The sequence below is a fragment of the Streptomyces sp. NRRL F-5755 genome (assembly GCF_001279365.1).
GTDB lineage: Bacteria > Actinomycetota > Actinomycetes > Streptomycetales > Streptomycetaceae > Streptomyces > Streptomyces rimosus.
Genome location: NZ_LGCW01000263.1, coordinates 39086 through 61898 on the forward strand (window position 1 = coordinate 39086; position 22813 = coordinate 61898).

The window sequence follows — 22813 nt, forward strand, 5'->3', positions numbered from 1 at the left end:
ACGGAGGCGGTGGCGTCCCGTAGGGCGCGTGGTTCTACTGGTCGTCCCGGCGGGCGGGCGACATCGGGGCGACACCCGTCCGGGGGATCATCGGCTTCGTCCCGGGCCTGGCCGGACCGTCCGGCTCCTCCGGCGGTGCCGCCCGCACGATGGTGATCACCCGGTCGGCGGGCTGCAACGGGCTGGCCGCCGGATCGTCGTACCCGAGCAGCCGGTGGCCGCGCAGCACCGAGACGATCAGGTCGTCGGTCTCCCGCACCGACTTGCCGACCTCGGACTTCACCACCGGACGCTCGATCAGGTCCAGACCGCTGCCCTGCTGGATCAGGTCCTCCAGGACCGTGCCGGCGCTCGGGCTGTGCACCGACAGGCCCAGCAGGCGGCCGGCGGCGCTGGCCGAGGTGATGACCATGTCGGCGCCGGACTGGCGCAGCAGCGGCGCGTTCTCCTCCTCCCGTACGGCCGCGACGATGTTGGCCTTCTTGTTGAGCTGGCGGGCGGTGAGCGAGACGAGGACGGCGGTGTCGTCGCGCTGGGTGGCGATGACGACCTGGCGGGCGCGCTGGATCTCGGCCCGTACGAGGACATCGCTGCGCGTCGCGTCCCCGACCACGCCCGCGAAGCCCTCGGCCACCGCCGAGTCGATGACCTTGGGGCTCGGGTCGACGATGACGATGCGATCGCGGGTCAGGCCCGTCGCGCGCAGGGTCTGGGCCGCCGACCGGCCCTTGGTGCCGAAGCCGACGATGACGGTGTGGTCGCGCAAGGCGTTTCTCCAGCGGTTCAGTTGCCACTGCTCGCGGGTGCGCTCGGTGAGGACTTCGAGAGTGGTGCCGACCAGAATGATCAGGAAGAGGACCCGGAGGGGCGTGATGAGCAGGATGTTGAGCAGCCGCGCACCGTCCCCGTACGGGACGATGTCGCCGTAACCGGTGGTCGAGAGCGTGACGGTGGCGTAGTAGACGCAGTCGAGGAAGTCGACGGAACCGTTGGCGTTGTCGTGGTACTCGTCGCGGTCTATCCAGACGATGGCCACCGTCGCGACGAGCACCAGCAGCGCCATCAGCAGGCGGCGGGCGACCTGGCGCAGCGGGGCCACCGGGGTGCGGCGGGGCAGCACGACGCGGTAGCTGGACTCCTCGGGAACCTCACGGGCCGCCGCGTCGTGGGTGGGGAGCTTCACGCGGCGCCTCCGCCGGTCGGGTGGGCGTCGGTGGGAGAAACGTTCGGGCGTTCGCGCGGCCCGGCTCCGGGGCGGCGCGCGTCCGTACCGGAGCGGGCCGGGGCGTCGGCCGCCCGGTCCGGCACCGTGTCCATGACCGCCTCCGCCGCCGAGCCGTCGCCGGTCCACGGCAGGTCGAGGAGTTCCACCTCGCCGCCGCGCGCCACGCCGCCGGGCGGTACGACGGCCATCGCGTCGGCCGCCGCGATGCCGCGCAGCATGGCGGGCCCGCTGAACCGCAGCGGCACGACCGCGCCGCCGTCCCCGTCGTCGGCCGCGCCCTCCCGGAAGGCGACCGGGACGAGCCGCGTGTCGTGCGGGTGGCCGGACACGGCGGCGGTCAGCGGCGCCCGGTAGGCGGGCGTCCGGCGGCGCGCCGCGAGCGTACGCAGCGCCGGCTCGGCCAGGGTGACCAGGCCCGATACCGCGGCGAGCGGATTGCCCGGCAGGCCGACCAGCAGCCGGTCGGCGTCCAGGCGGGCGAGCAGCATGGGGTGCCCCGGGCGTACCGCCACACCGTCCACCAGCACCTCGGCGCCCAGCCTGCGCAACGTGGGATGCACATGGTCGACGGGCCCGGAGGCCGTACCGCCCGTGGTGATCACCAGGTCGGCGGTGGAGGACGCGAGGGCGTCGTACAGCGCGTCGGCGTCGTCGCCGAGGTGCCGGGGCGGCCCGGCGTCCGCGCCCAGCGCGCGCAGCCACGGTGTGATCATCGGGCCGAGCGCGTCCCGGATACGGCCCTCGGCGGGCAGCCCGGCGTCCAGCAACTCGTCGCCGAGGACGAGGATTTCGACGCGCGGCCGGGCGTACGCGACCAGCTCGTCGTAACCGGCCGCCGCGGCCAGCCCCAGCACGGCCGGGGTCACCAGCGCGCCCGCGGGCAGGAGTTGGTCGCCGCGGCGGCACTCCTGGCCGCGCGGCCGGATGTCCTGGCCGGGCGGTACGGGAGCGGGCGCGTACAACTGCGCGCCGCCGTCGGGCCGCTGCCGTACCTCACCGTGCTCGCTGCGCAGCACGGCCGTGGCGCCCGGCGGGATGCGGGCGCCGGTGGCGATCGGCACCGCGGCACCGTCGTCGACGGCCTCGGACGCGTCGTGACCGGCCAGGATGCCGTGCTCGTGCTCGCCGGGACGGGTCCGGGCGGCGAGGTGCCAGGGGCCGGGCCCGGCGACCGCCCAGCCGTCCATCGCGGAGGTGTCGAAGGACGGCAGGTCGGTGAGCGCGGTCAGCGGCTCGGCGAGGGTACGTCCGAGGGCCGCGGCGCCGAGCGGGCAGGCGACCGGGGGCAGCGGGCCGCGCGGCGCCCGGGCGGCGAGGCCGCGGGCCGTACGCCAGGGGGTCGGCGCGGGGTGGTCGTGCCGGGTGCGGCGGCCGTGGTGGGTGGGGTGGTCGTGACCAGGGGTGTCCCCGGTGGAGAAAGGCGGCCCGAAGGGCGGCCCGGACGGTGCCGACCGGGACACCGGCGCGGACGCGGGTCGCGGCGGAGGAGGAGTGTCGGACGGGACCGGGGCGCGCGGCCCGTCCGCGCCGCCGGGCGCGGACGGCGGCTCGCCCGCCTTCAGGGAAGGTGCGGTGTCCCACGGCGTGTACGGGCCGCGCCGCGAGTCGTCGTCCAGGCCCGTACCGGCCGTCGGCGCCTTACCGGGCCGGCCGGTCGTCCGGGTCGGCTCCCGGTCGTCGAAGATCCACGAATAGCCGTCGTCGAAGACGGGGGCGTAGCGGTCGGAGGTGGGCGCGGGGCGCTCACTGGGGAGTGGTGCGGGGCCGTGGCGATCAGGGGACTCGGGAGCCTCGGGGGCCGGTACGGGTTGTCCCTCGCCCTCATGTGCCAGGGGACCTCCACCGCGGCCCCACGCCCGGTGATCATCGGCCCGGCCCCCCGGGACCCGGTGGTCCTCCGGCATCCGGCGGTGCTCCGGTACCCGGCGGTCCTCCGGCCGCGCCGGTACGACCGGGCCGCCGTTGGCCAGCGCCAACGCGTCGTCGAACTCCCCTTCCATCATTTTGCCGGCTTCGCTTTCGGCTTGGCCTCGGGCGCGGCCTCCGGCGTGGCGTCGGCGTCCTCGGCGGCCTCGGCGGCCCACCGGTTGGCCAGCGCGGCCGCCTTGGCCGCCAGTACGGACACGTCCCGGCCCTGCTGAGCGGCGGCGTAACCGACCAGGAAGGTGGTCAGCGGCGCCGCCGGCCGCGCCACACCGTGCGCCGCGTCGCGCGCGAGGTCGAGGAGTGCCGCCGTGTCCACATCGAGTTCGATGCCCAGCTCGGCCTTGGCTGCGGTGATCCATTCGTCCAACACGGTTCCATGCTCCCTGATACGGGCGCGTGCCGCTCCGATCCGGGCGCGTGCCGCCTCGATGTCCTCCCAGGTGTCGCAGTCGAAGGACGCGGTGGCCGTCGGATCGGACACCCGGCGCGGGGTCAGATGGGCCAGCAGCGCACGCAGCGGCTGCCCGGTGAGCGTGCCGCGTTCGGCCCGTACGGCGGCCAGCGCACGCCGCAGCGGCCCGGCCCGGTACGCGGCGACCAGCGGCTGGTCCTTGCCCTCCGCGTCCCGCAGCAGCGCCGCGTCGGCCCCCTCGGCCGCCGTGCGCAGGGCCCGTACCGTCGCACCCGTCAGGAACGGCAGGTCGGCGGAGAGGACGAGGACGACGGGGGCGGTGGTGTGCCGCAGCCCGGCGTCCAGCGCGGCGAGCGGGCCGCCGCCGGGCGGGTCCTCGCGGGTGTGGACGACCGGCCGCGCGGTGGGCCGCGGCGGTCCGACGACCACGGCGGTCGCGGCGTCCGGACAGGCGTCGAGCACCCGGTCCAGCAGCGAGCGCCCGCCGACGGACAGCCCGGGCTTGTCCACCCCGCCGAGCCGCCGGGCGGCGCCCCCGGCCGGGACGATGACGTCGTACGCACCGGAGTCCGCGGGGGCGGGCACGGCTCCACCGTGGAGCGCGTCGTCGGCCGCACGCGGGCCCCGGTCCTGAGCGGGCTGCTGGTCGGTCACTCCACGAGTATCGCCGGGACCGCCCCGATCACCGACCGGGCCCGCTCACAGCGTGCGCAACAGCACCGCCGGCCGCTCCACACAGTCCGCCACGAACCGCAGGAAGCCGCCCGCGGTACCGCCGTCGCACACCCGGTGGTCGAAGGTGAGCGACAGCTGCACGACCTGGCGTACGGCCAACTCCCCTTCGTGCACCCACGGCTTGGCCGCTATTCGGCCCACGCCCAGCATGGCCGCTTCGGGGTGGTTGATGATCGGCGTGGAGCCGTCTACGCCGAAGACGCCGTAGTTGTTGAGGGTGAAGGTGCCGTGGGTCAGCTCGGCGAGACCGAGCGAACCGGTCCGCGCGGCCTCGGTGAGCCGGGCCATCTCGGCGGTCAGGCCCTCGGCCGTACGGCGGTGCGCGTCCCGTACGACCGGCACCACCAGACCGCGGTCGGTCTGCGCCGCGAAGCCCAGATGGACGGCGGGCAGCCGCACGATCTCGTTGGCCGCCAGGTCGACGGTCGCGTTGAGCTGCGGATACCGCGCGAGCGCCGCCGTGCAGATCCGGGCCAGCAGCGCGAGGAGCGACACCTTGGCGCCGCCGACGGCGTTCATCTCCCGCCGGGCGGCGAGGAGTTCCGTCGCGTCGGCGTCCACCCAGCACGTCGCGTCGGGGATCTCCTGCCGGCTGCGCCGGAACTTCTCGGCCGCGGCCCCGCGCATGCCCCGCAGCGGTATCCGCTCGGCCTCGCCGGGAAGACCTTCGTACGCCAGGGCCCGGCTCTGCGCACCGGTCGCCCCGTACGTGCCGGCCGCTCCCGGCGCGCCGGTCACACCGGTCGCGCGGGACGTGCCGATCCCACCGGACGTGCCAGTCACGCCGGACGCTCCCGCACCGGCCTCCGCCGCACTCCGCTCGCGCACCGCCCGTTCCACGTCCGTACGCAGGATCAGCCCCTCCGGGCCCGACCCCCGTATCTCCCGCAGGTCCAGGCCGTGTTCCCGCGCCAGTCGCCGTACCAGCGGTGACATGACCGGAACCGGCCCTTCCTCCGCAGGTTGTGCGCGCCTCGGCTCCGCCGTCCCGGCCCCCGCCGCCGGGCGGACCCGCCGCCGGCGCGCCGCCGCGGCGCTCGTGCCGTACCCGACGAGTACGTTCCCCGACCCCTCGGCCGCGCCGCCGGGCTTTTCGGCGCCGCTTCCGGAGGCCGCATCCGGCGCTGTCGGACCGGTCCCGGCGCCCGCGTCGCCCATTCCCTCCTCGGGCGTCCGGTCACCTCCCGCGCTCGGCCCGGCGGGTGCGGTGGATCCGACCGCCACCGTCAGCAGCGGCGATCCGACGGGCAGTTCCGAGCCCTCGTCGCCGAACCGCGCGGTGACCACGCCGCCGTACGGGCACGGCACGTCCACCAGGGCCTTCGCGGTCTCCACCTCGACCACCGGCTGGTCGACGGCGACCACCTCGCCGACCTCGACCAGCCACCGCACGACCGTCGCCTCGGTGAGGCCCTCGCCGAGGTCGGGCAGTGTGAACTCACGCACCACGGCCATCAGTCACCGCTCCCCTCGGTCCAGTCCGCCTCCCACTGGAGGCGGCCGACGGTGTCCAGGATGCGGTCCACACCGGGCAGGTGGTGGCGCTCCAGCATCGGCGGCGGATACGGGATGTCGAAGCCCGCGACCCGCAGCACCGGCGCTTCCAAGTGGTGGAAACAGCGCTCCGTGACCCGCGCGGCTATCTCCCCGCCGGGCCCGCCGAAGCCGCTGGCCTCGTGCACCACGACCGCGCGCCCCGTACGCCGTACCGAGGCGCAGACCGTCTCGTCGTCGAAGGGCTGGAGCGAGCGCAGGTCGAGCACTTCCAGGTCCCAGCCCTCGGCCGTGGCCGCCTCGGCGGCCTCCATACAGACCGGCAGCGACGGCCCGTACGTGATCAGCGTGGCGCTGCTGCCCGGCCGCCGGATCTCCGCGCGGCCCAGCGGCGCGACCGGCGCCGGGTCGTCGGGGGACCAGTCGGCCCGCGACCAGTAGAGCCGCTTCGGCTCCAGGAAGACCACCGGGTCGTCGGAGGCGATGGCGGCGCGCAGCAGCCCGTACGCGTCGGCGACCGTCGCCGGGGTGACGACCTGGAGGCCGGGGGTGGCCAGGTAGTACGCCTCGGAGGAGTCGCTGTGGTGCTCCACGCCGCCGATCCCGCCGCCGTACGGGACGCGGATGGTCAGCGGCAGCGGCATGGCGCCCCGGGTGCGGTTGCGCATCCGCGCGACATGGCTGATCAGCTGCTCGAAGCCGGGGTAGGCGAAGGCGTCGAACTGCATCTCCACGACCGGCCGCAGGCCGTACATGGCCATCCCGACCGCGGTACCGAGAATGCCCGCCTCGGCGAGCGGCGTGTCGCCGCAGCGCTCCTCGCCGAACTCCTTCACCAGGCCGTCGGTGATCCGGAAGACCCCGCCCAGCTCGCCCACGTCCTCGCCCATCACATGGACGGCCGGGTCGTCGGCCATCGCGTCGCGCAGCGCCCGGTTCAGGGCCTGCGCCATGCTGGCGGGCTTGCGCCCGGCCTCCGTTGCGGTCGCCGTCATGGCCGTTCCTTCCCCGTCGTCTCGTGCGCCGGCCCGTGACCCGCTCCGGCCTGACCCTCGGCCTCCGCCGCCAGCTCGGCCCGCAGCTGCGCCGCCTGCTCCCGCAACTGGCCGGTGGGCTCCGCGTAGACGTGCGCGAAGAGATCCATCGGGTCCAGCGCGGGGTCCTGGTTCATCCGGTCGCGCAGGCCCGCGGCCAGCTCCTCGGCGCCGTCCCGCACCTGCTGCGCGAACGCGTCGGAGAGCAGGCCGCGCTCCGACAGCTCGCGCTCCACCAGGGCTATCGGGTCGTGCCCGCGCCACTGCTCGACCTCCTCATCGGTGCGGTAGCGCGTGGCGTCGTCGGCGTTGGTGTGCGCCTCGACGCGGTACGTGATCGCCTCGACGAGCGTCGGGCCGCCGCCCCGGCGCGCCCGCTCCACCGCCTCGGTGAGGACTTCGTGCAGCGCGGGCGCGTCGTTGCCGTCCACCAGGCGGCCCGGCATGCCGTACCCGACGGCCTTGTGGGCGAGGGACGGCGCGGCCGACTGCTTGGCCAGCGGCACGGAGATCGCGAAGCCGTTGTTCTGCACCAGGAAGACCACCGGGGCCTGCCACACCGCGGCGAAGTTCAGCGCCTCGTGGAAGTCGCCCTCGCTCGTGCCGCCGTCACCGACCAGGGCCATCGCGACCACGTCGTCGCCCTTCAGGCGCGCGGCGCGCGCGAGGCCGACCGCGTGCGGGAGTTGGGTGGCCAGCGGCGTGCACAAGGGGGCGATGCGGTGCTCGCGCGGGTCGTATCCCGTGTGCCAGTCGCCCCTCAGAAGGGTGAGGGCCTGTACGGGGTCGAGGCCGCGGGCCACGGCGGCGAGGGTGTCCCGGTAACTGGGGAAGAGCCAGTCCTGCTCCTCCAGCACCAGCGCGGCGGCCACCTGGCACGCCTCCTGGCCGGTGGACGACGGATAGACCGCGAGCCTGCCCTGCCGGGTCAGGGCCGTGGCCTGGGCGTTGTACCGGCGGCCGCGCACCAGGTGCCCGTACAGCTCCGTCAGCAGACCGGAATCGACGCTGCTCGCGGCGTCCGTGCCCAGCAGCCGGTACGGCTCGGGGTCGGGCAGGAGGGGCTCGGGATCGACGCGGGGACGCCAGGCGGGCGGCGGAGCGGGCCAGTAGTTCTCGTTCCGGCTGCCGCGCTGCTCAAGAACCGTCATGACGAGCACCTCCTTGGACTTCGGAAAGAGTGACGCCGAGCGCCCCGCCGAGGGCGGTGAAGGACGACGGGCGGGTAAGCAATGCCATGGGACGGGCGGTGGCCCGTACCTACCGATTGTTCGGTCGTCGGCACATTTTGGCTACAGGCGGGCTCAGCCTGTGGACAATCGGTTCTCCACAGCCTGAGATGAGGACAGAGCGTCCACCAAGGGGAGGCGAGCCGGTATGCCGGACGAACAGATGGCCAATAACGGAGGGCACCGCCCCGCGCGTCCCTTGGACACCATCGACCGCGCGATCCTGAGCATGCTCCAGACCGACGGACGGGCCTCGATACGCTCCGTTGCCGAGCGTGTACACGTCTCGCGCGCCAACGCCTACGCGCGGATCAACCGCTTAATCGACGACGGCGTGATCCGCGGCTTCAGCGCCCGCATCGACCAGGAACGCGCCGGTCAGGGCGCCTCCGCGTATGTGACGCTGAAAATCGTGCAGAACTCCTGGCGCACGGTGCGCGCCCAGCTCACCGCGCTTCCGGGGGCCGCGCACATCGCGCTGGTCAGCGGCGATTTCGACGTGCTGCTGCTGGTGCACACCAAGGACAACCAGGAGCTGCGGGAGCTGGTCCTCACCCGTATCCAGTCGATACCGGAAGTGCTCAGCACCCGCACCTTGCTCGTCTTCGAGGAGACCGATCTGGGGGCCGAGCAGGGATAGGACGGGGATGGGACAGGCCGGCTCCGTGCGCGCGGCGGCGCGGCTACTTCCGCAGTCCCGCGAAAGCCGTCCGCACCACGGCGTCCGCGACCTCCTCGCGGCTCGCCGCGCCGCCCCGGCCCGGCCGGTACCACTCCACGATCGAGTTGATCATCCCGAAGAGCAGCCGGGTCGCCAGCCGGACGTCCACGTCCGGGCGCAGGTCGCCGTCCGCCGCCGCCTGCTTGAGCAGCTCGGTGACCTCGCCGTCGAACTCCCGCCGGCGCTCCATGGCCCAGCGCTCCGTGTCCGTGTTGCCGCGCACCCGCAGCAGCAGGGTCACATACGGCAGCTCGTCCATGAGCACCTCGGTCTCGCGCCTGGTCACGTACTCCAGGCGCTCGATGGCCCGCCCCTTACGTGCCCCGGGCTCCTGGAGGACCCCGAAGAGCCCGTCCAGCGCCCGGCTTATGGCGCGGCGCAGCAGTTCTTCCTTGCTGCGTACGTGGTGGTAGATCGAGGACTTGGAGATGCCGGCCGCCCGGGAGAGGTGCTCCATGGAGGTGCCGTCGTATCCGCGCTCGTTGAACACCGCGACGGCGACCGCCAGCAGCGAATCGGGCGTGTAGGTGTCGCGCTTGGCCATGGTCATGATTAGAGCATCCGGCGGTTCGGCTTCAAACTGCGGCGCAGGGCCCAGGAGGGCGCGTAGCGTCCGCCGGCGTAGTGGTGGTGCATGCTGTCCAGCAGGTGCCACAACCAGTGCCGGCCGATGCCGTCGGCCCACTCCGAGGGCCCGCCGGGGTAGTTCACGCCCAGCCGCATGGCCGTGTCGATGTCCTCGCGGCTCGCCACCCCGCGCGCCTCGGCGTCCGCGGCGAAGTCCACGATCATCGCGACCGTACGGGCGACGATCAGGCCCGGCACGTCCTCGATGACGCTGACCGCCTTGCCGAGCGCCTGGAAGAGCCCCACGGCCTCCCGCACGTCCTGGGACGACGCCTCCGCGCCGGGCGCCAGGGCGATGCGGGTCGCGGCCCGGTAGTCCAGCGCCAGGTCGAAGCGGATCGTGGGCCCCGACAGGTCGCCCGTGGCGGGCTGGCCGTCGGTCAGGGCCAGCCGCGCGCCGCCCGGCAGCCGGATGCAGCCCTCGTGCTCCCCCGGCGCACGCTCCCGCGTGACCTTGATGCCGGCTTCCTCGATCAGCTCCTGGAGGGCGGCGGCGGGCCCGGCGAGCTGTGTGTGCACCGCCACCGCGGCCGGCGCCGGGCACGGCTCCGCGGTGTGCGGCACCGGCTCGGCGGCCCCCTCGGCGTGGTCGTACCAGCCCTGACCGGCCTTGCGGCCCAGCAGGCCGGCCTCCACCAGGCGGCGCTGCGCCAAAGAGGGCGTGAACTTCGGGTCGCGGAAGAAGCCCTCCCACACCGAGCGCGTGACGGCCTCGTTCACGTCCTGCCCGATGAGGTCCATCAGCTCGAACGGCCCCATACGGAAGCCGCCGGACTCGCGCAGCACGGCGTCGATGGTGGCCGGGTCCGCGGCCCGCTCCTCGTATACGCGCAGCGCTTCCGCGTAGAAGGGCCGGGCGATGCGGTTGACGATGAATCCGGGGGTGTCGGCGCTGCGTACGGGGGACTTGCCCCAGGCCGCGGCCGTCTCGTACGCGGTGGTGGCCGCCGCCTCGTCCGTCGCGAAGCCGCTGACCACCTCGACCAGGGGCAGCAGCGGTGCCGGGTTGAAGAAGTGCAGGCCGACGAAGCGCCCGGGGAGGCGCAGCGCGCCCGCGACGGCCGTGACGGACAGGGACGAGGTGTTGGTGGCCAGCAGGCAGTCCTCGGACACCACGTCCTCCAGGGCGGCGAACAGCTCCTGTTTGGCGCGCAGTTCCTCCACAACCGCCTCGACGATCAGTGCGACATCGGCAAGTTCGGGGAGTGCGGTGGCGGGCAGCAGGCGTGCGCGGGCCGCTTCGCGCTCCGCGGCCGGCAGCTTGCCCTTCTCCACCAGCCGGTCCAGACGGCGCCCGATCGCCCCGGCGGCCTCGGCGGCCCGGCCCGGCAGGGCGTCGTAGAGCCGGACGGGGTGGCCCGCAACCAGCGCGACCTGCGCGATTCCCTGGCCCATGGTGCCCGTGCCGACGACCGCGACGGTGCGTCCCGCTTCGATGGCTGTCATGACGGCTGATCCTCCCCGACGGAGTTGTCCACAGGTTCGCCGGACCCTCTTGCCCCGACCGATCGTTCGGTTACTCTAGCCCCGTCGCCGAACGCGTTCCCAGCCCTGTCCTCGGACCTGGCCGTGCAGTGGCGTCGCTTCCCCGGCGTGGCGTCCGCGCCCGCGGGGGCGGGTGACCCGTGACGGCAGGCCCCAGAGCCGCCCGACGAGGAGTTGGTCTTCGATGGCCGCCGAACCGACCGCAGCGCAGCTGCGCGAGAAGCACCGCACGACGCTCGACCAGGCGCTGGAGGCGATCCGCAGCCGGGCGTACTGGTCCCCGCACCCCGAGCACCCCAAGGCGTACGGCGAAACCGCCCCGGCCGACGGCCAGGCCGCCTTCGAGGCGCTGCGCGGCAAGCGGTTCGACCTGGGCCAGCCCGGCACGGACGACTGGACCGGCGCCGAAGTCTCCCCGTATGGCATCGCGTTGGACATCACCTACCCGCACCCGGACCCGGACGTGCTGCTGCCCGCCATGCGCGCCGCGATGCCCGCCTGGCGCGACGCCGGGCCGGAGACCCGGGCCCTGGTGTGCCTGGAGATCCTGTCGCGGATCAGCGCGCGCACCCACGAGTTCGCGCAGGCCGTCATGCACACCAGCGGCCAGGCGTTCATGATGGCGTTCCAGGCGGGCGGGCCGCACGCCCAGGACCGCGGCCTGGAGGCCGTCGCGTACGCCTACGGGGAGCAGACCCGCACTCCGGGCGAAGCCGCGTGGTCCAAGCCGCAGGGCAAGCGCGACCCGCTGGAGCTGACCAAGACCTTCAAGGCCGTGCCCCGCGGCGTCTCCCTGCTGGTCGGCTGCAACACCTTCCCCACGTGGAACGGCTACCCGGGCCTGTTCGCCTCCCTGGCCACCGGCAACGCCGTCCTGGTCAAGCCGCACCCGCGGGCCGTGCTGCCGCTGGCGCTCACCGTCCGGGTGGCGCGCGAGGCGCTGGCCGAGGCCGGGTTCTCCCCCGACCTGGTCGCCCTGGCCGTGGACCGCCCCGGCGAGGGCCTGGCCAAGACCCTCGCGGTCCGCCCCGAGGTACGCATCATCGACTACACCGGCTCGACCGAGTTCGGCGACTGGCTGGAGGCCAACGCGCCCCAGGCGCAGGTCCACACGGAAAAGGCCGGCGTCAACACGGTCGTCATCGACTCCACCGACGACTACAAGGGCATGCTCGGCAACCTGGCCTTCTCCCTGTCCCTGTACAGCGGCCAGATGTGCACCACCCCGCAGAACCTCCTCATCCCCCGCGACGGCATCACCACGGACGCCGGCCCCAAGTCGTACGACGACGTGGTCGCCGACCTCGCCACCGCGGTCGACAAGCTGCTGGGCGACGACACGCGGGCCAACGCGCTCCTCGGCGCCATCGTCAACCCGCAGGTCAAGGAGCGGATCGAGGCGGCGGCCGGGCTGGGCGAGGTGGCTCTGGCCTCCCGCGCGGTCACCAACCCCGACTTCCCGGACGCCACGGTCCGCACGCCCGTGCTGGTCAAGATGGACGGCGCGCGCAAGCTCTGGGAGGGGGCGGGCGCGGACGCGGCCTACCTGTCGGAGTGCTTCGGCCCGGTCTCCTTCGCGGTGGCCGTCGATTCCCCGGCGGACGCCGTGGACCTGCTGCGGCGCACGGTCCGCGACAAGGGCGCCATGACGGTCGGCGCCTACACCACCTCGGCGGAGGTGGAGAAGCTGGTGGAGGAGGCGTGCCTGGAGGAGTGCGCGCAGCTCTCCTTGAACCTGACCGGCGGGGTGTACGTCAACCAGACCGCCGCCTTCTCCGACTTCCACGGCTCGGGCGGCAACCCGGCCGCGAACGCGGCGCTGTGCGACGGCGCGTTCGTGGCGAACCGGTTCCGGACGGTGGAGGTGCGCAGGCCCGTTCAGGAGAGCTAGCAGGCCCGTTCAGGAGAGCGGGAAGCCGGAGAACGACGGCCCGGCCGCCCCGGTGGCATCCGCCGCAGCGGCCGGCGCCGCCGAGGCGCGGGACATCCAGTGGAAGAGCCCCATGGCCACGCTCGTGGCCAGGTTGAAGCTGGAGACCCGCGCCTGCATCGGCACCGCGACCAGCGCCGTCGCCCGCTCCCGCAGCTCGTCCGAGATGCCCTGGCGCTCGGACCCGAAGGCGAGGATCGCGTCGTCGGGGAAGGTGACGGTCCGGATGTCCGCGCCCTCCGGGTCGAGAGCATAGAGGGGCCCCGGCGGCAGCTCCGGCAGCGTCAGGCGCTCCACAGCGCTCGCGAAGTGCAGGCCCGCGCTGCCGCGTACCGCGTTGGGATGCCAGGGGTCGAGCGACCCCGTGGTGACCACACCGGTCGCGCCGAAACCGGCCGCCAGGCGGACGACCGCGCCGATGTTGCCCAAGTTGCGCGGGTTCTCCAGCAGGACGACGGGAGAGGGGCGTGGCGCGGCCCGTAGGCGGGCCAAATTCGCTTCGGCATCGGGGCGTACGGCCAGCGCCGCGACGCCCGTGGGGTGGACCTTCGGCAGCAGCGTGCGCAGCGCCGCCAGGGGCACCTGCTCCGCCAGCGCGTCCAGCGTGCCGGTCAGGTCGTCGGCGAGTTCCTCCGCGAGCGCCAGCAGTGCCGCCTTGTCGCTGGTCAGCACCTGCCGTACGTCCCCGCCGAAGCGCAGCGCGTGCTTGAGCGCGTGGAAGCCGTCCAGGAGGACCGAGGCGGGGTCCCCGGCGCTCGCGCGCCAGCACCGTACCGGATCGTCCGAGGTCCCGTTCTCGATCATTTCCCCACTATCTCAACTGCCCGCCGGGCGGACATCCGGCACATCCGTCTACGGGCGCCACCGGCGGCACAGCGCGTGACCGCGCGCCTTCAGGGCGCCGACACCTCTGAGGGTGCCCCTGCCGGGGCCGTCATCCCGCTTTCCCCGTCCCGTGCACGCCGGGGGAGCACCCGGTCGCGTACGGCGCAGACGCGGGCGCCCAGCCAGACGAGGAACACCGTCGGCAGGAACACCGCGTCCGCCGTGATCATCGCGAGCGAGAAGAACGGCAGGCCCAGCAGGAACGCGATCGACAGGTGCTCGCAGATCATCACCACGAGCAGCACGTTCTTCAGGCGCCGGTTGAAGAGCGTGAAGGGGAAGGCGACCTGCACGATCACCGTGCCGTAGGTGATCAGCATGATCATCAGGCCGTTGTCGGCGAGCAGCCGGGACAGGTCCGGCCAGGGCGAGAAGTAGTCCAGGTGCATCGGGTAGTAGACGGCGGTGCCGTCCTGCCAGCGCGAACCCTGGATCTTGTACCAGCCGGCGGTGGCGTAGATCAGGCACACCTCGACGACGATCACCAGCATGGCGCCGTTGTGCGCCAGCTTGCCGAGCATGTCGAGGACGACGCGCGGCTCCCCGGGCGCGTACCGCCGCACCGCCCACCAGGCGCCGTGCGCGCACCACAGGATCCACAGGGTCAGCCCCCAGCCCACACCCGGGAACGGCCCGGCGCCGAACCAGGAGAGGCCGGACAGGCCCATGACCTGGGCAACAGCGAGGGACAGACCGAGCACCGCCCACAGGACGACACCGGTGATGTCACGCTCCGGAAGGCCCGGGTCAGCCCCCTGCCCACGCTTCGCCGCACGGCGGGCGTCCAGCGACCACACCTGTCCGCAGCGGGTCAGCACCAGGTATATGGCCATCAGGTGGATGACGTTGTCGCCGCCGTCCCCGATGAAGATGCTGCGGTTCTGCAGCGACAGCACGCCCACCATGAACAGCACGGACATGGTGCGGGTGCGCCAGCCGACCAGCAGCAGGGCGCTGCTGAGAATCGCGAGGGTGTAGACCAGCTCGAACCAGCCGCGCCCGTCGGACCAGGTCAGGACGGAGAACGCCTGGTTGTCGGCGAGGAGCCGGCGCGCCATGTCGCCGCTCCAGGGGCCGTGGGGCCCGTACAGCTCCTGACGGTTCGGCCACTCACGCAGCAGGAAGAACAGCCAGGTCGCGGCGAATCCGATGCGGATGACGGCGGACTGGTACGGGGCGAAGGCGCTGCCCGTGACGCGCCGGAAGGCGTGGCCGAAGGCGCGCTCTATGCGCGTCTCTTCGGAGCGCGGGCGTTTCCCGGCGCCGGGCCGCGATGCGGCGGGGGGCGGCGGGGTGAGGGCGGGCCATGCGCTCTTGGTGGGTGCGGGGGTGGCCGGGGTGGTGGGGGGCGGCGTGTCTGTTGTGCTGGACGCGGCTGTTGTGTTCGACGAGTCCGCCGCGATCGATGGTGCGGGTACGCGGGCGTCGGCCGGGGTCGCCGGGGAGCCGGTGTCCGGCCGGGAGCCGGCGGCCGGCGCGTCCGGCGTGGCCGCTCCGTCCGTCGCGTTCGCGCGGGAGCCGGCGGCCGCCGGCTCGCCTGCCGCCTGCGGAGGCAACCTGTGCGCTGTCACTGGATCCTCGCTCCTTCGGGCAGGTCGGCCGCGGTGACCTGCCACCAGGGCACCTGGCGGTACCGGGGCTTGTCGCTGATCTTCTCGGTGCTCCACGGCGGCGGGCTGACGGCCGTCGTGCGCGAGCGGACCTGCATCTGCTCGACCGCGCCGCGCGCCGTCCACTGCGTACTCATGCGCTGCATCACGATCCGCCGGATGTACTGCTCGGCCAGCTCGCCGCGCATACCCGTGGAGCGGTCCTGGGCGTCATGGGTGTTGAGGTAGTACTCCCAGGCGCGGCGCAGTTCGTTCTGCTGGGTGTGGCTCGGTACGGGGTTGTGCAGCAGGGCCCGGCCGTCGAGGGCGGAGAGGTCGGTCCAGCCGGTGGTCAGCCGCTCGCCGTCCTTCGTACGCAGCTGGGCGCGCGCCTGCACCGCGATGTTCTGCTGGAGCGGATTGGGCGCGAACAGCTTCCAGTTCTGCTCGTACTCCGGGAAGACGTAGTCGTTGATCGCTTCGCCGTGCTGCTTGCTCAGCGTGTTCGACGGTGCGACGTGCAGGAACATCATCGCCAGATGGATCGCGACGGCCAGTGTGACGGCACCGGCCGCCACGCTCACCACGATGCGTGACGGCAGCGAGAGCGCGGCGGGTGGCCGCGATTCGTCCCCGTATAGCTGCATTCCTGCCCCGTTTCCAGTCACCGAGCGGCTTTCCGCCGCTCCGGAACCGTACCTAGGCCGCCCCACGCGGCACACCCTCCCCCGAGTTATCCACAGGCTTGACACCCCGCGTGTCCGCGCCACACCATTGAACCGAACGATCGGTCGGTCGGGAGCTAGGGGGATCACATGACGACGATCGCGCCGGACACCGCGTCCCTCGCGGCTCTGGAAGCCGACTTCGAGGCGGCGGTGGCAGCGGACGAGCGCATCGAGCCCCGCGACTGGATGCCGGACGCCTACCGCGCCTCGCTGGTGCGCCAGATAGCGCAGCACGCCCACTCCGAGATCATCGGCATGCAGCCGGAGGCGAACTGGATCACGCGCGCGCCGTCCCTGCGCCGCAAGGCGATCCTGATGGCGAAGGTGCAGGACGAAGCGGGCCACGGCCTGTATCTGTACAGCGCCGCCGAAACCCTCGGCGTCGGCCGCGACGAACTCCTCGACAAGCTCCACTCCGGCCGCCAGAAGTACTCCTCCATCTTCAATTACCCGACCCTGACCTGGGCGGACGTCGGAGCCATCGGCTGGCTGGTGGACGGCGCCGCGATCACCAACCAAGTACCGCTGTGCCGCTGCTCGTACGGCCCCTACGCCCGCGCCATGGTCCGCGTCTGCAAGGAGGAGTCCTTCCACCAGCGCCAGGGCTACGAACTCCTGCTCGCCCTGAGCCGCGGCACGGACGCCCAGCACGCCATGGCCCAGGACGCGGTGGACCGCTGGTGGTGGCCGTCGCTGATGATGTTCGGTCCGCCCGACGACGAATCGGCGCACTCCGCCCGCTCCATGGCCTGGAAGATCAAGCGGCACTCCAACGACGAGCTGCGCCAGCGCTTCGTCGACATCTGCGTGCCCCAGGCCGAGTCCCTGGGCCTCACGCTCCCGGACCCGGACCTGACGTGGAACGAGCAGCGCGGCCACTGGGACTTCGGCCCCATCGACTGGGACGAGTTCCGCGAGGTCCTCAAGGGCAACGGCCCTTGCAACGAACAGCGCATCGACCAGCGCCGCCGGGCCCACGAGGACGGCGCCTGGGTGCGCGACGCCGCGGCTGCGTACGCGGCCAAGCACGGGGAGGGGAACCGATGACCACGAACGGCACGGCGGACGGCGCGCGTCCCGAAAGCCGGACCGGCCCGGACGAGCCGGGGCCGACCGCCGCAGCGCCCGACGCGGGCCCCGGAGCCTCGGCAGCCCCCGCCGACTGGCCCCTGTGGGAGGTCTTCGTCCGCAGCCGGCGCGGCCTGTCGCACACCCACGCCGGCAGCCTGCACGCCCCGGACGCCGCGATGGCCCTGCGCAACGCCCGCGATCTGTACACCCGCCGCTCCGAAGGCATCTCGATCTGGGTGGTCCCCTCCGCCGCGCTCCGTGCCTCCTCCCCGGACGAGAAGGACTCCTTCTTCGAACCGGCCGCCGACAAGCCCTACCGCCACCCGACGTTCTACGAGATCCCGGACGGGGTGCAGCACCTGTGAAGCCCGCACCGACCACCGTCACCCCGGCCGCCGCCCCCGCGGGCTCGCTGGCCCGGGACGTCGCCGCCGCTGCCCCGGCCCTGGCCCTCGGCGATGACGCGCTCGTCCTCTCCCACCGGCTGGGGGAGTGGGCCGGGCACGCCCCCGTCCTCGAAGAAGAGGTGGCGCTCGCCAACATCGCGCTGGACCTCCTCGGCCAGGCCCGCGTCCTGCTCTCCCTCGTCGGCGACGAGGACGAGCTGGCGTATCTGCGCGAGGAGCGCTCTTTCCGCAACTGCCAGCTCGTCGAGCAGCCCAACGGCGACTTCGCCCACACCATCGCCCGCCAGCTGTACTTCTCCACGTACCAGGAGCTGCTGTACGGCCAACTGTCCGCCGACGACGGCCCCCTGGCGCCACTCGCGGCCAAGGCGGCCAAAGAAGTCGCCTACCACCGTGACCACGCCGAACAGTGGACCCTGCGCCTGGGCGACGGCACCGAAGAGAGCCACGCGCGCATACAACGCGGCCTGGACGCCCTGTGGCGCTTCACCGGCGAGCTCTTCGAGCCGGTCACGGGCCTCGACCTGGACCTCACCGCCCTGCACGACGACTGGATCACGAGCATCGCCTCCGTCCTGACCCGCGCCACCCTCACCGTCCCCCAGGGCCCGAGCCGCGGCGCCTGGACCGCGGGAGCCGGACGCCAGGGCCTGCACACCGAGCCGTTCGGCCGGATGCTCGCCGAGATGCAGCATCTGCACCGCAGCCACCCGGGGGCGACATGGTGACCACCACCCTCGAAGAACGGCTGCGCGACCTGGCCGGCTCCGTCCCGGACCCGGAACTGCCGGTCGTGACCCTGGCCGAGCTGGGCATCCTGCGCGGACTGCGGATGACCGGCCCCGGCCAGGTGGAGGTCGAGCTGACCCCGACGTACACGGGCTGCCCCGCCATCGAGACCATGTCCGCCGACATAGAACGCGTCCTCCATGAGAACGGCATCCCCCAGGTCGAGGTGCGCACGGTCCTCAGCCCCCCGTGGACGACCGACGCGATCACCGCCGAGGGCCGCCGCAAGCTGGCCGAGTTCGGCATAGCCCCGCCCCGCCCCACCGGGCCGGCCGGCGGGCCCGTACCGGTGGCCCTGGCGATCCGCTGCCCGCACTGCGGATCGACCGACACCACCCTGCTCAGCCGCTTCTCCTCCACCGCCTGCAAGGCACTGCGCCGCTGCGAGTCCTGCCGCGAACCGTTCGACCACTTCAAGGAGTTGTGATGTTCCACCCGCTCCGGGTCGCGGAGCTCGAACGGCTCACGGACGACGCCGTCGCCGTCACCTTCGAGGTGCCGCCCGAGCTGCGCGACACCTTCCGGCACACACCGGGTCAGCACATCGCGGTGCGCCGCACGGTGGACGGCCGCGAGATCCGCCGTACGTACTCGATCTGCACCCCGGCGTGCGACGACGAACCCCGGCTGCGGGTGGGCATCCGGCTGGTCGAGGACGGCGAGTTCTCCACGTACGCCCTCAAGGAACTGGCCGTCGGCGACACGGTCGAGGTCATGGCCCCGGCCGGCCGGTTCGTGCTGGAGCCCCGGCCCGGACGGTTCGTGGGCATCGTCGGCGGCAGCGGCATCACCCCCGTGCTGTCCATCGCCGCGACACTGCTGGCCCAGGAGCCGGACGCCCGCTTCTGCCTGGTCCGCAGCGACCGTACGGCGGCCTCCACGATGTTCCTGGAGGAGGTCGCCGACCTGAAGGACCGCTTCCCGGACCGCTTCCAGCTGGTCTCCGTCCTCTCCCGCGAGGACCAGCAGTCGGGCCTGCCCTCCGGCCGCCTGGATGAGGAGCGGCTTCGGGAGCTGCTGCCCGCCCTGCTGCCTGTCGGCTCCGTCGACGGCTGGTATCTGTGCGGCCCGTACGGCCTCGTCCAAGCCGCGGAACGAGCCCTGCGCGGCCTCCAGGTCCCCCGCGGCCGTATCCACGAAGAAATCTTCCACATAGCCGAGCCCACCGACGTGGAGAACGTTTCCACCTCCGCCGACGCCGCGCCTTTCCGTACCCCCGCGCACAGCACCGTGACCGCGACCCTGGACGGCCGGGCCGGAAGCTGGCCGGTTCTGGACGGTGAATCGCTGCTGGAGGCGGTGCTGCGCAACCGCGCCGACGCCCCGTACGCCTGCAAGGGAGGCGTCTGCGGCACCTGCCGCGCTTTCCTGGTGTCCGGCGAGATACGCATGGACCGCAACTTCGCGCTGGAGGAGGAGGAAGTCGCGTCCGGATATGTGCTGGCCTGCCAGTCCCACCCCGTGACGGAGGAGGTCGAGCTGGACTTCGACCGCTGACCCCATTCACATTCGCTGCAACCTGTTCTAACTTGACGGCCCGTCAGGTAACCGCCGTGCGGGCACACGGGAGGACAGGCCAGTGGACTTCACCTTCACCGAGGAGCAGCAGGCGGCCGTCGAGGCGGCACAGGCCGTCTTCACGGATGTCGCGCCCGACAGCGTGCCCAGTCCCGCGCTGACCGCCGGAGCGGTGGCCGACGACTTCGACCGCCCTCTCTGGCGCAAACTGGCCGACGCCGACCTGCTGAGTCTGCTGCTCGCGCCCGAGTACGGCGGCGCGGGCCTGGACGCGATCGCGCTCTGCCTCGTCCTGCGCGAGTCCGCCCGGGTACTCGCCCGCGTACCGCTGCTGGAGAACAGCGCCGCGGCTTTCGCCGTGCAGTCCTACGCAGACGCCGAGCTGCGCGCCGACGTTCTGCCCGGTGTGGGGCGCGGCGAACTGGTCCTCACCGTCGCCGCCAACGGCCGTACCGGCCACGACCCCGCCGAGCTGGCCGTGACCGCCCGTCAGGAAGGCTCCGACTGGGTGCTCGACGGCCTGCACACCGCCGTCCCCTGGGCCCAGAGCGCCGACCGCATCCTCGTGCCAGCCCACACCGGTGACGGGACCGCCGTCCTCGCCCTCGTCCCCCGCCTCCGGGATGGCGTCAGCATCCATGACCAGGTCTCCACCAACGGCGAACGCCTCGCGGAGATCCACCTCGACTCCGTACGGACGACCCCCGATGAGGTGATCACCGACCCCGGCGCCTGGGAGTGGCTGCGCGACCTCCTCACCACCGGCACCTGCGCACTGGCCCTCGGCCTGGGCCAAGCCGTCCTGGCCATGACCAGCGCGTACACGTCCAAGCGGGAACAGTTCGGCTTCCCCGTCGCCACCTTCCAGGCGGTCGCCGTCCAGGCCGCCGACCGCTACATCGATCTGCGCGCCATGGAAGCCACCCTCTGGCAGGCCGCATGGCGCATCAGCAGCTCCGCGAACAGCGCACTGCCCCCGGCAGGGGACGTGGCGGTGGCCAAGATCTGGGCCGCGGAAGGCGTACGGCGCGTCGTACAGACCGCACAACACCTGCACGGCGGCTTCGGCGCGGACACGGACTACGCACTCCACCGCTACCACGCCTGGGCGAAGCAGCTCGAACTGTCCCTGGGCCCGGCCGCCGCCCACGAAGAAGCGCTGGGCGACCTGCTGGCCGCCCACGCCCTGGGCTGAGCGGCAGGTCAGACGACCGCGCCCGGCTCGCCCTTGCTGTTCTTCACGGGGCGGCCCGCGGCCTCCCACGCCTGCATGCCGCCGTCGACGTTCACCGCGTCGATGCCCTGCTGGATCAGGTACTGGGCGACCTGCGCGGACCGGCCGCCGACCCGGCACAGCACATAGACCCGGCCGCCGTCGGGCGCCTGCTCCGTGAACTCGCCGTACCGGGCGACGAACTCGCTCATCGGGATGTGCAGCGCGCCCTCGGCGTGCCCCGCCTCCCACTCGTCGTTCTCGCGTACGTCCAGGAGGAAGTCCTGCGAGGTGAGAGCGTCGACGCCGACCGTGGGCAGAGAACCAAAGTGCATGGGCCCGACGCTACCCGACCAGCTGCGCGAGGTATGCCTCGCGCTCGGCCACATCCGCGAGCAGCTTTTCGGCGATCTCGTTGAGCAGCGCGTCCGGGTCGTCCGGCGCCATCTTGATCATCGCGCCGATCGCGCTCTGTTCCATCTCGGTGACCATCGCCGCCAGCATCTCCTTGCGCTCCGCCAGCCACTCCAGCCGCGCGTACAGTTCCTCGCTCTCGCTCGGCCGCTGCTCCTGCGGTACGGGACCGGCCTCCCACTCGCGGGCCAGCTCACTCAGCGTGGCCTCGTCCCCGGCCCCATACGCCGCGTTGACCCGCACGATGAAGGCGTCCCGGCGCGCGCGCTCGGTCTCGTCCCGCGCCAGGTCGGGGTGGGCCTTGCGCACCAGCTCGCGGTAGATCCGGCGGGCCTCCTCACTGGGCCGCACCTTCTGCGGCGGACTGACCGGCTGCTCGTTGAGCATCGCCTGGGCCTCCGGGTACAGCCCCTCGGACGCCACCCAGCCGTGGAACAACTCCTCCACCTCGGGCATCGGCAGCACCGCCGCCCGTGCCTCGTGGGCCTTGCGCACATCCTCGGGGTCACCCGTACGAGCCGCGACCGCCTCGGCGATCTGGGCATCCAGCTCGTCCAGCCGCGCGTACATCGGGCCGAGCCGCTGATGGTGCAACCGCGAGAAGTTCTCCACCTCCACCCGGAAGGTCTCCACCGCGATCTCGAACTCGATCAACGCCTGCTCAGCAGCCGCCACCGCCTGCGCCAACCGCTGCGTGGCAGCTGCCTGCGCATCGGGGGTGGGGTGGGGCGGGGTGTGCGCGCCTGGAGAGTCGTGGCCTTGGGTTCCTTCAGCAGCGCGTGGTCCCTCGTACCCGGGACGCCCCTCCTGAGAGGCGTACGGCTCCTGACCGTTCCAGCTCCCTTGCGGCACGTACGAACCGTCCTGGCTGTTCCGGCTCTCCTGCGAGACGTACGATCCGTCCTGATCGTGACCGCCGCGGGAAGCCCCGCCCCCCTGATCGGTCACCCCCGCAGAACCCGCGTAGCCCGCGGTCCCGTGGTCAGCATGGGGGTCCTGGCCGTCCTGCGCGTTCTCCGCCTGCGAGTTCGTCACCCGGCCACCCTACGGCCCGGAGCGCCCCCGCTCAGACCCCCGTCTCCGCGGCTATCCGTCCCTTCCGGATCGCCGCGACCAACTCCGCGTGATCCGCCTCCGTACGATCCGCGTAGGCCACCGCGAAGTCGGCCAGCGCCTCGTCCAACGCGTCGCCCTTGCCGCAGTACCCCGCCACCACGCGTGGATCGGCACTGTGCGCATGAGCACGAGCCAGCAGGGCGCCCGTCATGCGGGCGTAGTCGTCGATCTGGTCGCCGGGGAGGGCGGCGGGGTCCACGCTGCCCTTCCGGTTCCGAAACTGCCGCACTTGGTAGGGCCTCCCCGCCCCCGCCCCCTCCCCCTC

Annotated in this window: 22 protein-coding genes; 8 read left to right on the plus strand and 14 right to left on the minus strand. The window is 72.9% G+C overall.

Going from position 1 to position 22813, the window contains the following annotated elements; genetic code table 11:
• Nucleotides 1-34 precede the first annotated feature (34 nt).
• The 6 genes from ADK86_RS22835 to pdhA form a co-directional block, all read right to left on the minus strand.
• Nucleotides 35-1183, minus strand: coding sequence for a potassium channel family protein (locus tag ADK86_RS22835; RefSeq protein ID WP_053698259.1), 1149 nt, complete (start codon nt 1181-1183; stop codon nt 35-37).
• The gene (locus ADK86_RS41215; RefSeq protein ID WP_234345969.1) at nt 1180-3228 is read right to left on the minus strand and encodes a molybdopterin molybdotransferase MoeA; all 2049 of its coding nucleotides are present in this window, start codon (nt 3226-3228) and stop codon (nt 1180-1182) included. The genes ADK86_RS22835 and ADK86_RS41215 overlap by 4 nt, the downstream gene beginning before the upstream one ends.
• Entirely contained in the window at nt 3225-4148 is a 924-nt protein-coding gene (locus tag ADK86_RS22845; RefSeq protein WP_053698278.1) for an NTP transferase domain-containing protein, read from the minus strand. Before ADK86_RS22845 ends, ADK86_RS41215 begins: the two co-directional genes overlap by 4 nt.
• 114 nt (nt 4149-4262) lie before the next feature.
• Nucleotides 4263-5753, minus strand: a complete 1491-nt coding sequence (locus ADK86_RS22850; RefSeq protein WP_053698260.1) for a dihydrolipoamide acetyltransferase family protein — start codon at nt 5751-5753, stop codon at nt 4263-4265.
• Nucleotides 5753-6787, minus strand: a complete 1035-nt coding sequence (locus tag ADK86_RS22855) for an alpha-ketoacid dehydrogenase subunit beta (RefSeq protein WP_053698261.1) — start codon at nt 6785-6787, stop codon at nt 5753-5755. The genes ADK86_RS22850 and ADK86_RS22855 overlap by 1 nt, the downstream gene beginning before the upstream one ends.
• On the minus strand, nt 6784-7977 hold the full coding sequence (pdhA, locus tag ADK86_RS22860) for a pyruvate dehydrogenase (acetyl-transferring) E1 component subunit alpha (protein WP_053698262.1): 1194 nt from the start codon (nt 7975-7977) through the stop codon (nt 6784-6786). The genes ADK86_RS22855 and pdhA overlap by 4 nt, the downstream gene beginning before the upstream one ends.
• 226 nt (nt 7978-8203) lie before the next feature.
• On the opposite strand from pdhA, the gene ADK86_RS22865 reads away from it, so the two are divergent.
• Entirely contained in the window at nt 8204-8695 is a 492-nt protein-coding gene (locus ADK86_RS22865) for an Lrp/AsnC family transcriptional regulator (RefSeq protein ID WP_003985299.1), read from the plus strand.
• A 43-nt stretch (nt 8696-8738) separates the two neighbouring features.
• Here ADK86_RS22865 and ADK86_RS22870 read toward each other — a convergent pair whose 3' ends face one another.
• Together ADK86_RS22870 and ADK86_RS22875 are read right to left on the minus strand one after the other, a co-directional pair.
• On the minus strand, nt 8739-9326 hold the full coding sequence (locus ADK86_RS22870) for a TetR/AcrR family transcriptional regulator (protein ID WP_053698263.1): 588 nt from the start codon (nt 9324-9326) through the stop codon (nt 8739-8741).
• Nucleotides 9327-9328: 2 nt separating this feature from the next.
• On the minus strand, nt 9329-10849 hold the full coding sequence (locus tag ADK86_RS22875; RefSeq protein WP_053698264.1) for a 3-hydroxyacyl-CoA dehydrogenase: 1521 nt from the start codon (nt 10847-10849) through the stop codon (nt 9329-9331).
• 223 nt (nt 10850-11072) lie between these two features.
• Between ADK86_RS22875 and paaN the strand changes: the two genes are divergently transcribed.
• Entirely contained in the window at nt 11073-12779 is a 1707-nt protein-coding gene (gene paaN / locus ADK86_RS22880; protein WP_053698265.1) for a phenylacetic acid degradation protein PaaN, read from the plus strand.
• Between the two features lie 9 nt (nt 12780-12788).
• Here the strand turns inward: paaN and ADK86_RS22885 are convergent, their stop codons facing one another.
• The 3 genes from ADK86_RS22885 to ADK86_RS22895 form a co-directional block, all read right to left on the minus strand.
• Nucleotides 12789-13622: a TrmH family RNA methyltransferase gene (locus ADK86_RS22885; RefSeq protein ID WP_053698266.1), complete on the minus strand. Its 834-nt coding sequence runs from the start codon at nt 13620-13622 to the stop codon at nt 12789-12791.
• Nucleotides 13623-13711: 89 nt separating this feature from the next.
• Complete coding sequence (locus ADK86_RS22890) at nt 13712-15106, minus strand: HTTM domain-containing protein (RefSeq protein WP_420718874.1); 1395 nt, start codon at nt 15104-15106, stop codon at nt 13712-13714.
• Nucleotides 15107-15270: 164 nt separating this feature from the next.
• Complete coding sequence (locus ADK86_RS22895) at nt 15271-15939, minus strand: DUF5819 family protein (protein ID WP_030374479.1); 669 nt, start codon at nt 15937-15939, stop codon at nt 15271-15273.
• Nucleotides 15940-16107: 168 nt separating this feature from the next.
• Between ADK86_RS22895 and paaA the strand changes: the two genes are divergently transcribed.
• From paaA to ADK86_RS22925, 6 genes are all read left to right on the plus strand, one after another.
• Nucleotides 16108-17067: a 1,2-phenylacetyl-CoA epoxidase subunit PaaA gene (paaA, locus tag ADK86_RS22900; RefSeq protein WP_053698268.1), complete on the plus strand. Its 960-nt coding sequence runs from the start codon at nt 16108-16110 to the stop codon at nt 17065-17067.
• Nucleotides 17064-17456, plus strand: a complete 393-nt coding sequence (gene paaB / locus ADK86_RS22905; RefSeq protein WP_234345970.1) for a 1,2-phenylacetyl-CoA epoxidase subunit PaaB — start codon at nt 17064-17066, stop codon at nt 17454-17456. Before paaA ends, paaB begins: the two co-directional genes overlap by 4 nt.
• Nucleotides 17453-18226, plus strand: coding sequence for a 1,2-phenylacetyl-CoA epoxidase subunit PaaC (paaC, locus tag ADK86_RS22910; protein ID WP_078952194.1), 774 nt, complete (start codon nt 17453-17455; stop codon nt 18224-18226). Before paaB ends, paaC begins: the two co-directional genes overlap by 4 nt.
• A complete protein-coding gene (gene paaD, locus ADK86_RS22915; protein WP_053698269.1) occupies nt 18220-18714 on the plus strand; it encodes a 1,2-phenylacetyl-CoA epoxidase subunit PaaD in 495 nt (164 codons plus the stop codon). The genes paaC and paaD overlap by 7 nt, the downstream gene beginning before the upstream one ends.
• Nucleotides 18714-19784, plus strand: a complete 1071-nt coding sequence (locus ADK86_RS22920) for a 2Fe-2S iron-sulfur cluster-binding protein (RefSeq protein ID WP_053698270.1) — start codon at nt 18714-18716, stop codon at nt 19782-19784. The genes paaD and ADK86_RS22920 overlap by 1 nt, the downstream gene beginning before the upstream one ends.
• A gap of 82 nt (nt 19785-19866) precedes the next feature.
• Nucleotides 19867-21000 (plus strand): acyl-CoA dehydrogenase family protein, encoded by a 1134-nt coding sequence (locus tag ADK86_RS22925; RefSeq protein ID WP_053698271.1) that lies wholly within the window; start codon nt 19867-19869, stop codon nt 20998-21000.
• 8 nt (nt 21001-21008) lie between these two features.
• On the opposite strand, the gene ADK86_RS22930 is transcribed toward ADK86_RS22925, so the two are convergent.
• From ADK86_RS22930 to ADK86_RS22940, 3 genes are all read right to left on the minus strand, one after another.
• Entirely contained in the window at nt 21009-21353 is a 345-nt protein-coding gene (locus ADK86_RS22930) for a rhodanese-like domain-containing protein (protein ID WP_003985313.1), read from the minus strand.
• A gap of 10 nt (nt 21354-21363) precedes the next feature.
• Nucleotides 21364-22380, minus strand: coding sequence for a hypothetical protein (locus tag ADK86_RS22935; protein ID WP_420718875.1), 1017 nt, complete (start codon nt 22378-22380; stop codon nt 21364-21366).
• Between the two features lie 118 nt (nt 22381-22498).
• Nucleotides 22499-22813, minus strand: a 315-nt coding sequence (locus ADK86_RS22940; RefSeq protein ID WP_159393916.1) for a DUF2252 family protein, incomplete at its 5' end; no start/stop codon positions are given.

What these genes read in the sequence shown, in the direction of transcription:
- ADK86_RS41215 (WP_234345969.1), bottom strand. Translation starts at nt 3,228, where the DNA reads ATGATGGAAGGGGAGTTCGACGACGCGTTGGCGCTGGCCAACGGCGGC.
- ADK86_RS22850 (WP_053698260.1), bottom strand. Translation starts at nt 5,753, where the DNA reads ATGGCCGTGGTGCGTGAGTTCACACTGCCCGACCTCGGCGAGGGCCTC.
- ADK86_RS22855 (WP_053698261.1), bottom strand. Translation starts at nt 6,787, where the DNA reads ATGACGGCGACCGCAACGGAGGCCGGGCGCAAGCCCGCCAGCATGGCG.
- pdhA (WP_053698262.1), bottom strand. Translation starts at nt 7,977, where the DNA reads ATGACGGTTCTTGAGCAGCGCGGCAGCCGGAACGAGAACTACTGGCCC.
- ADK86_RS22865 (WP_003985299.1), top strand. Translation starts at nt 8,204, where the DNA reads ATGCCGGACGAACAGATGGCCAATAACGGAGGGCACCGCCCCGCGCGT.
- ADK86_RS22870 (WP_053698263.1), bottom strand. Translation starts at nt 9,326, where the DNA reads ATGACCATGGCCAAGCGCGACACCTACACGCCCGATTCGCTGCTGGCG.
- ADK86_RS22875 (WP_053698264.1), bottom strand. Translation starts at nt 10,849, where the DNA reads ATGACAGCCATCGAAGCGGGACGCACCGTCGCGGTCGTCGGCACGGGC.
- paaN (WP_053698265.1), top strand. Translation starts at nt 11,073, where the DNA reads ATGGCCGCCGAACCGACCGCAGCGCAGCTGCGCGAGAAGCACCGCACG.
- ADK86_RS22885 (WP_053698266.1), bottom strand. Translation starts at nt 13,622, where the DNA reads ATGATCGAGAACGGGACCTCGGACGATCCGGTACGGTGCTGGCGCGCG.
- ADK86_RS22895 (WP_030374479.1), bottom strand. Translation starts at nt 15,939, where the DNA reads ATGCAGCTATACGGGGACGAATCGCGGCCACCCGCCGCGCTCTCGCTG.
- paaA (WP_053698268.1), top strand. Translation starts at nt 16,108, where the DNA reads ATGACGACGATCGCGCCGGACACCGCGTCCCTCGCGGCTCTGGAAGCC.
- paaB (WP_234345970.1), top strand. Translation starts at nt 17,064, where the DNA reads ATGACCACGAACGGCACGGCGGACGGCGCGCGTCCCGAAAGCCGGACC.
- paaD (WP_053698269.1), top strand. Translation starts at nt 18,220, where the DNA reads ATGGTGACCACCACCCTCGAAGAACGGCTGCGCGACCTGGCCGGCTCC.
- ADK86_RS22920 (WP_053698270.1), top strand. Translation starts at nt 18,714, where the DNA reads ATGTTCCACCCGCTCCGGGTCGCGGAGCTCGAACGGCTCACGGACGAC.
- ADK86_RS22930 (WP_003985313.1), bottom strand. Translation starts at nt 21,353, where the DNA reads ATGCACTTTGGTTCTCTGCCCACGGTCGGCGTCGACGCTCTCACCTCG.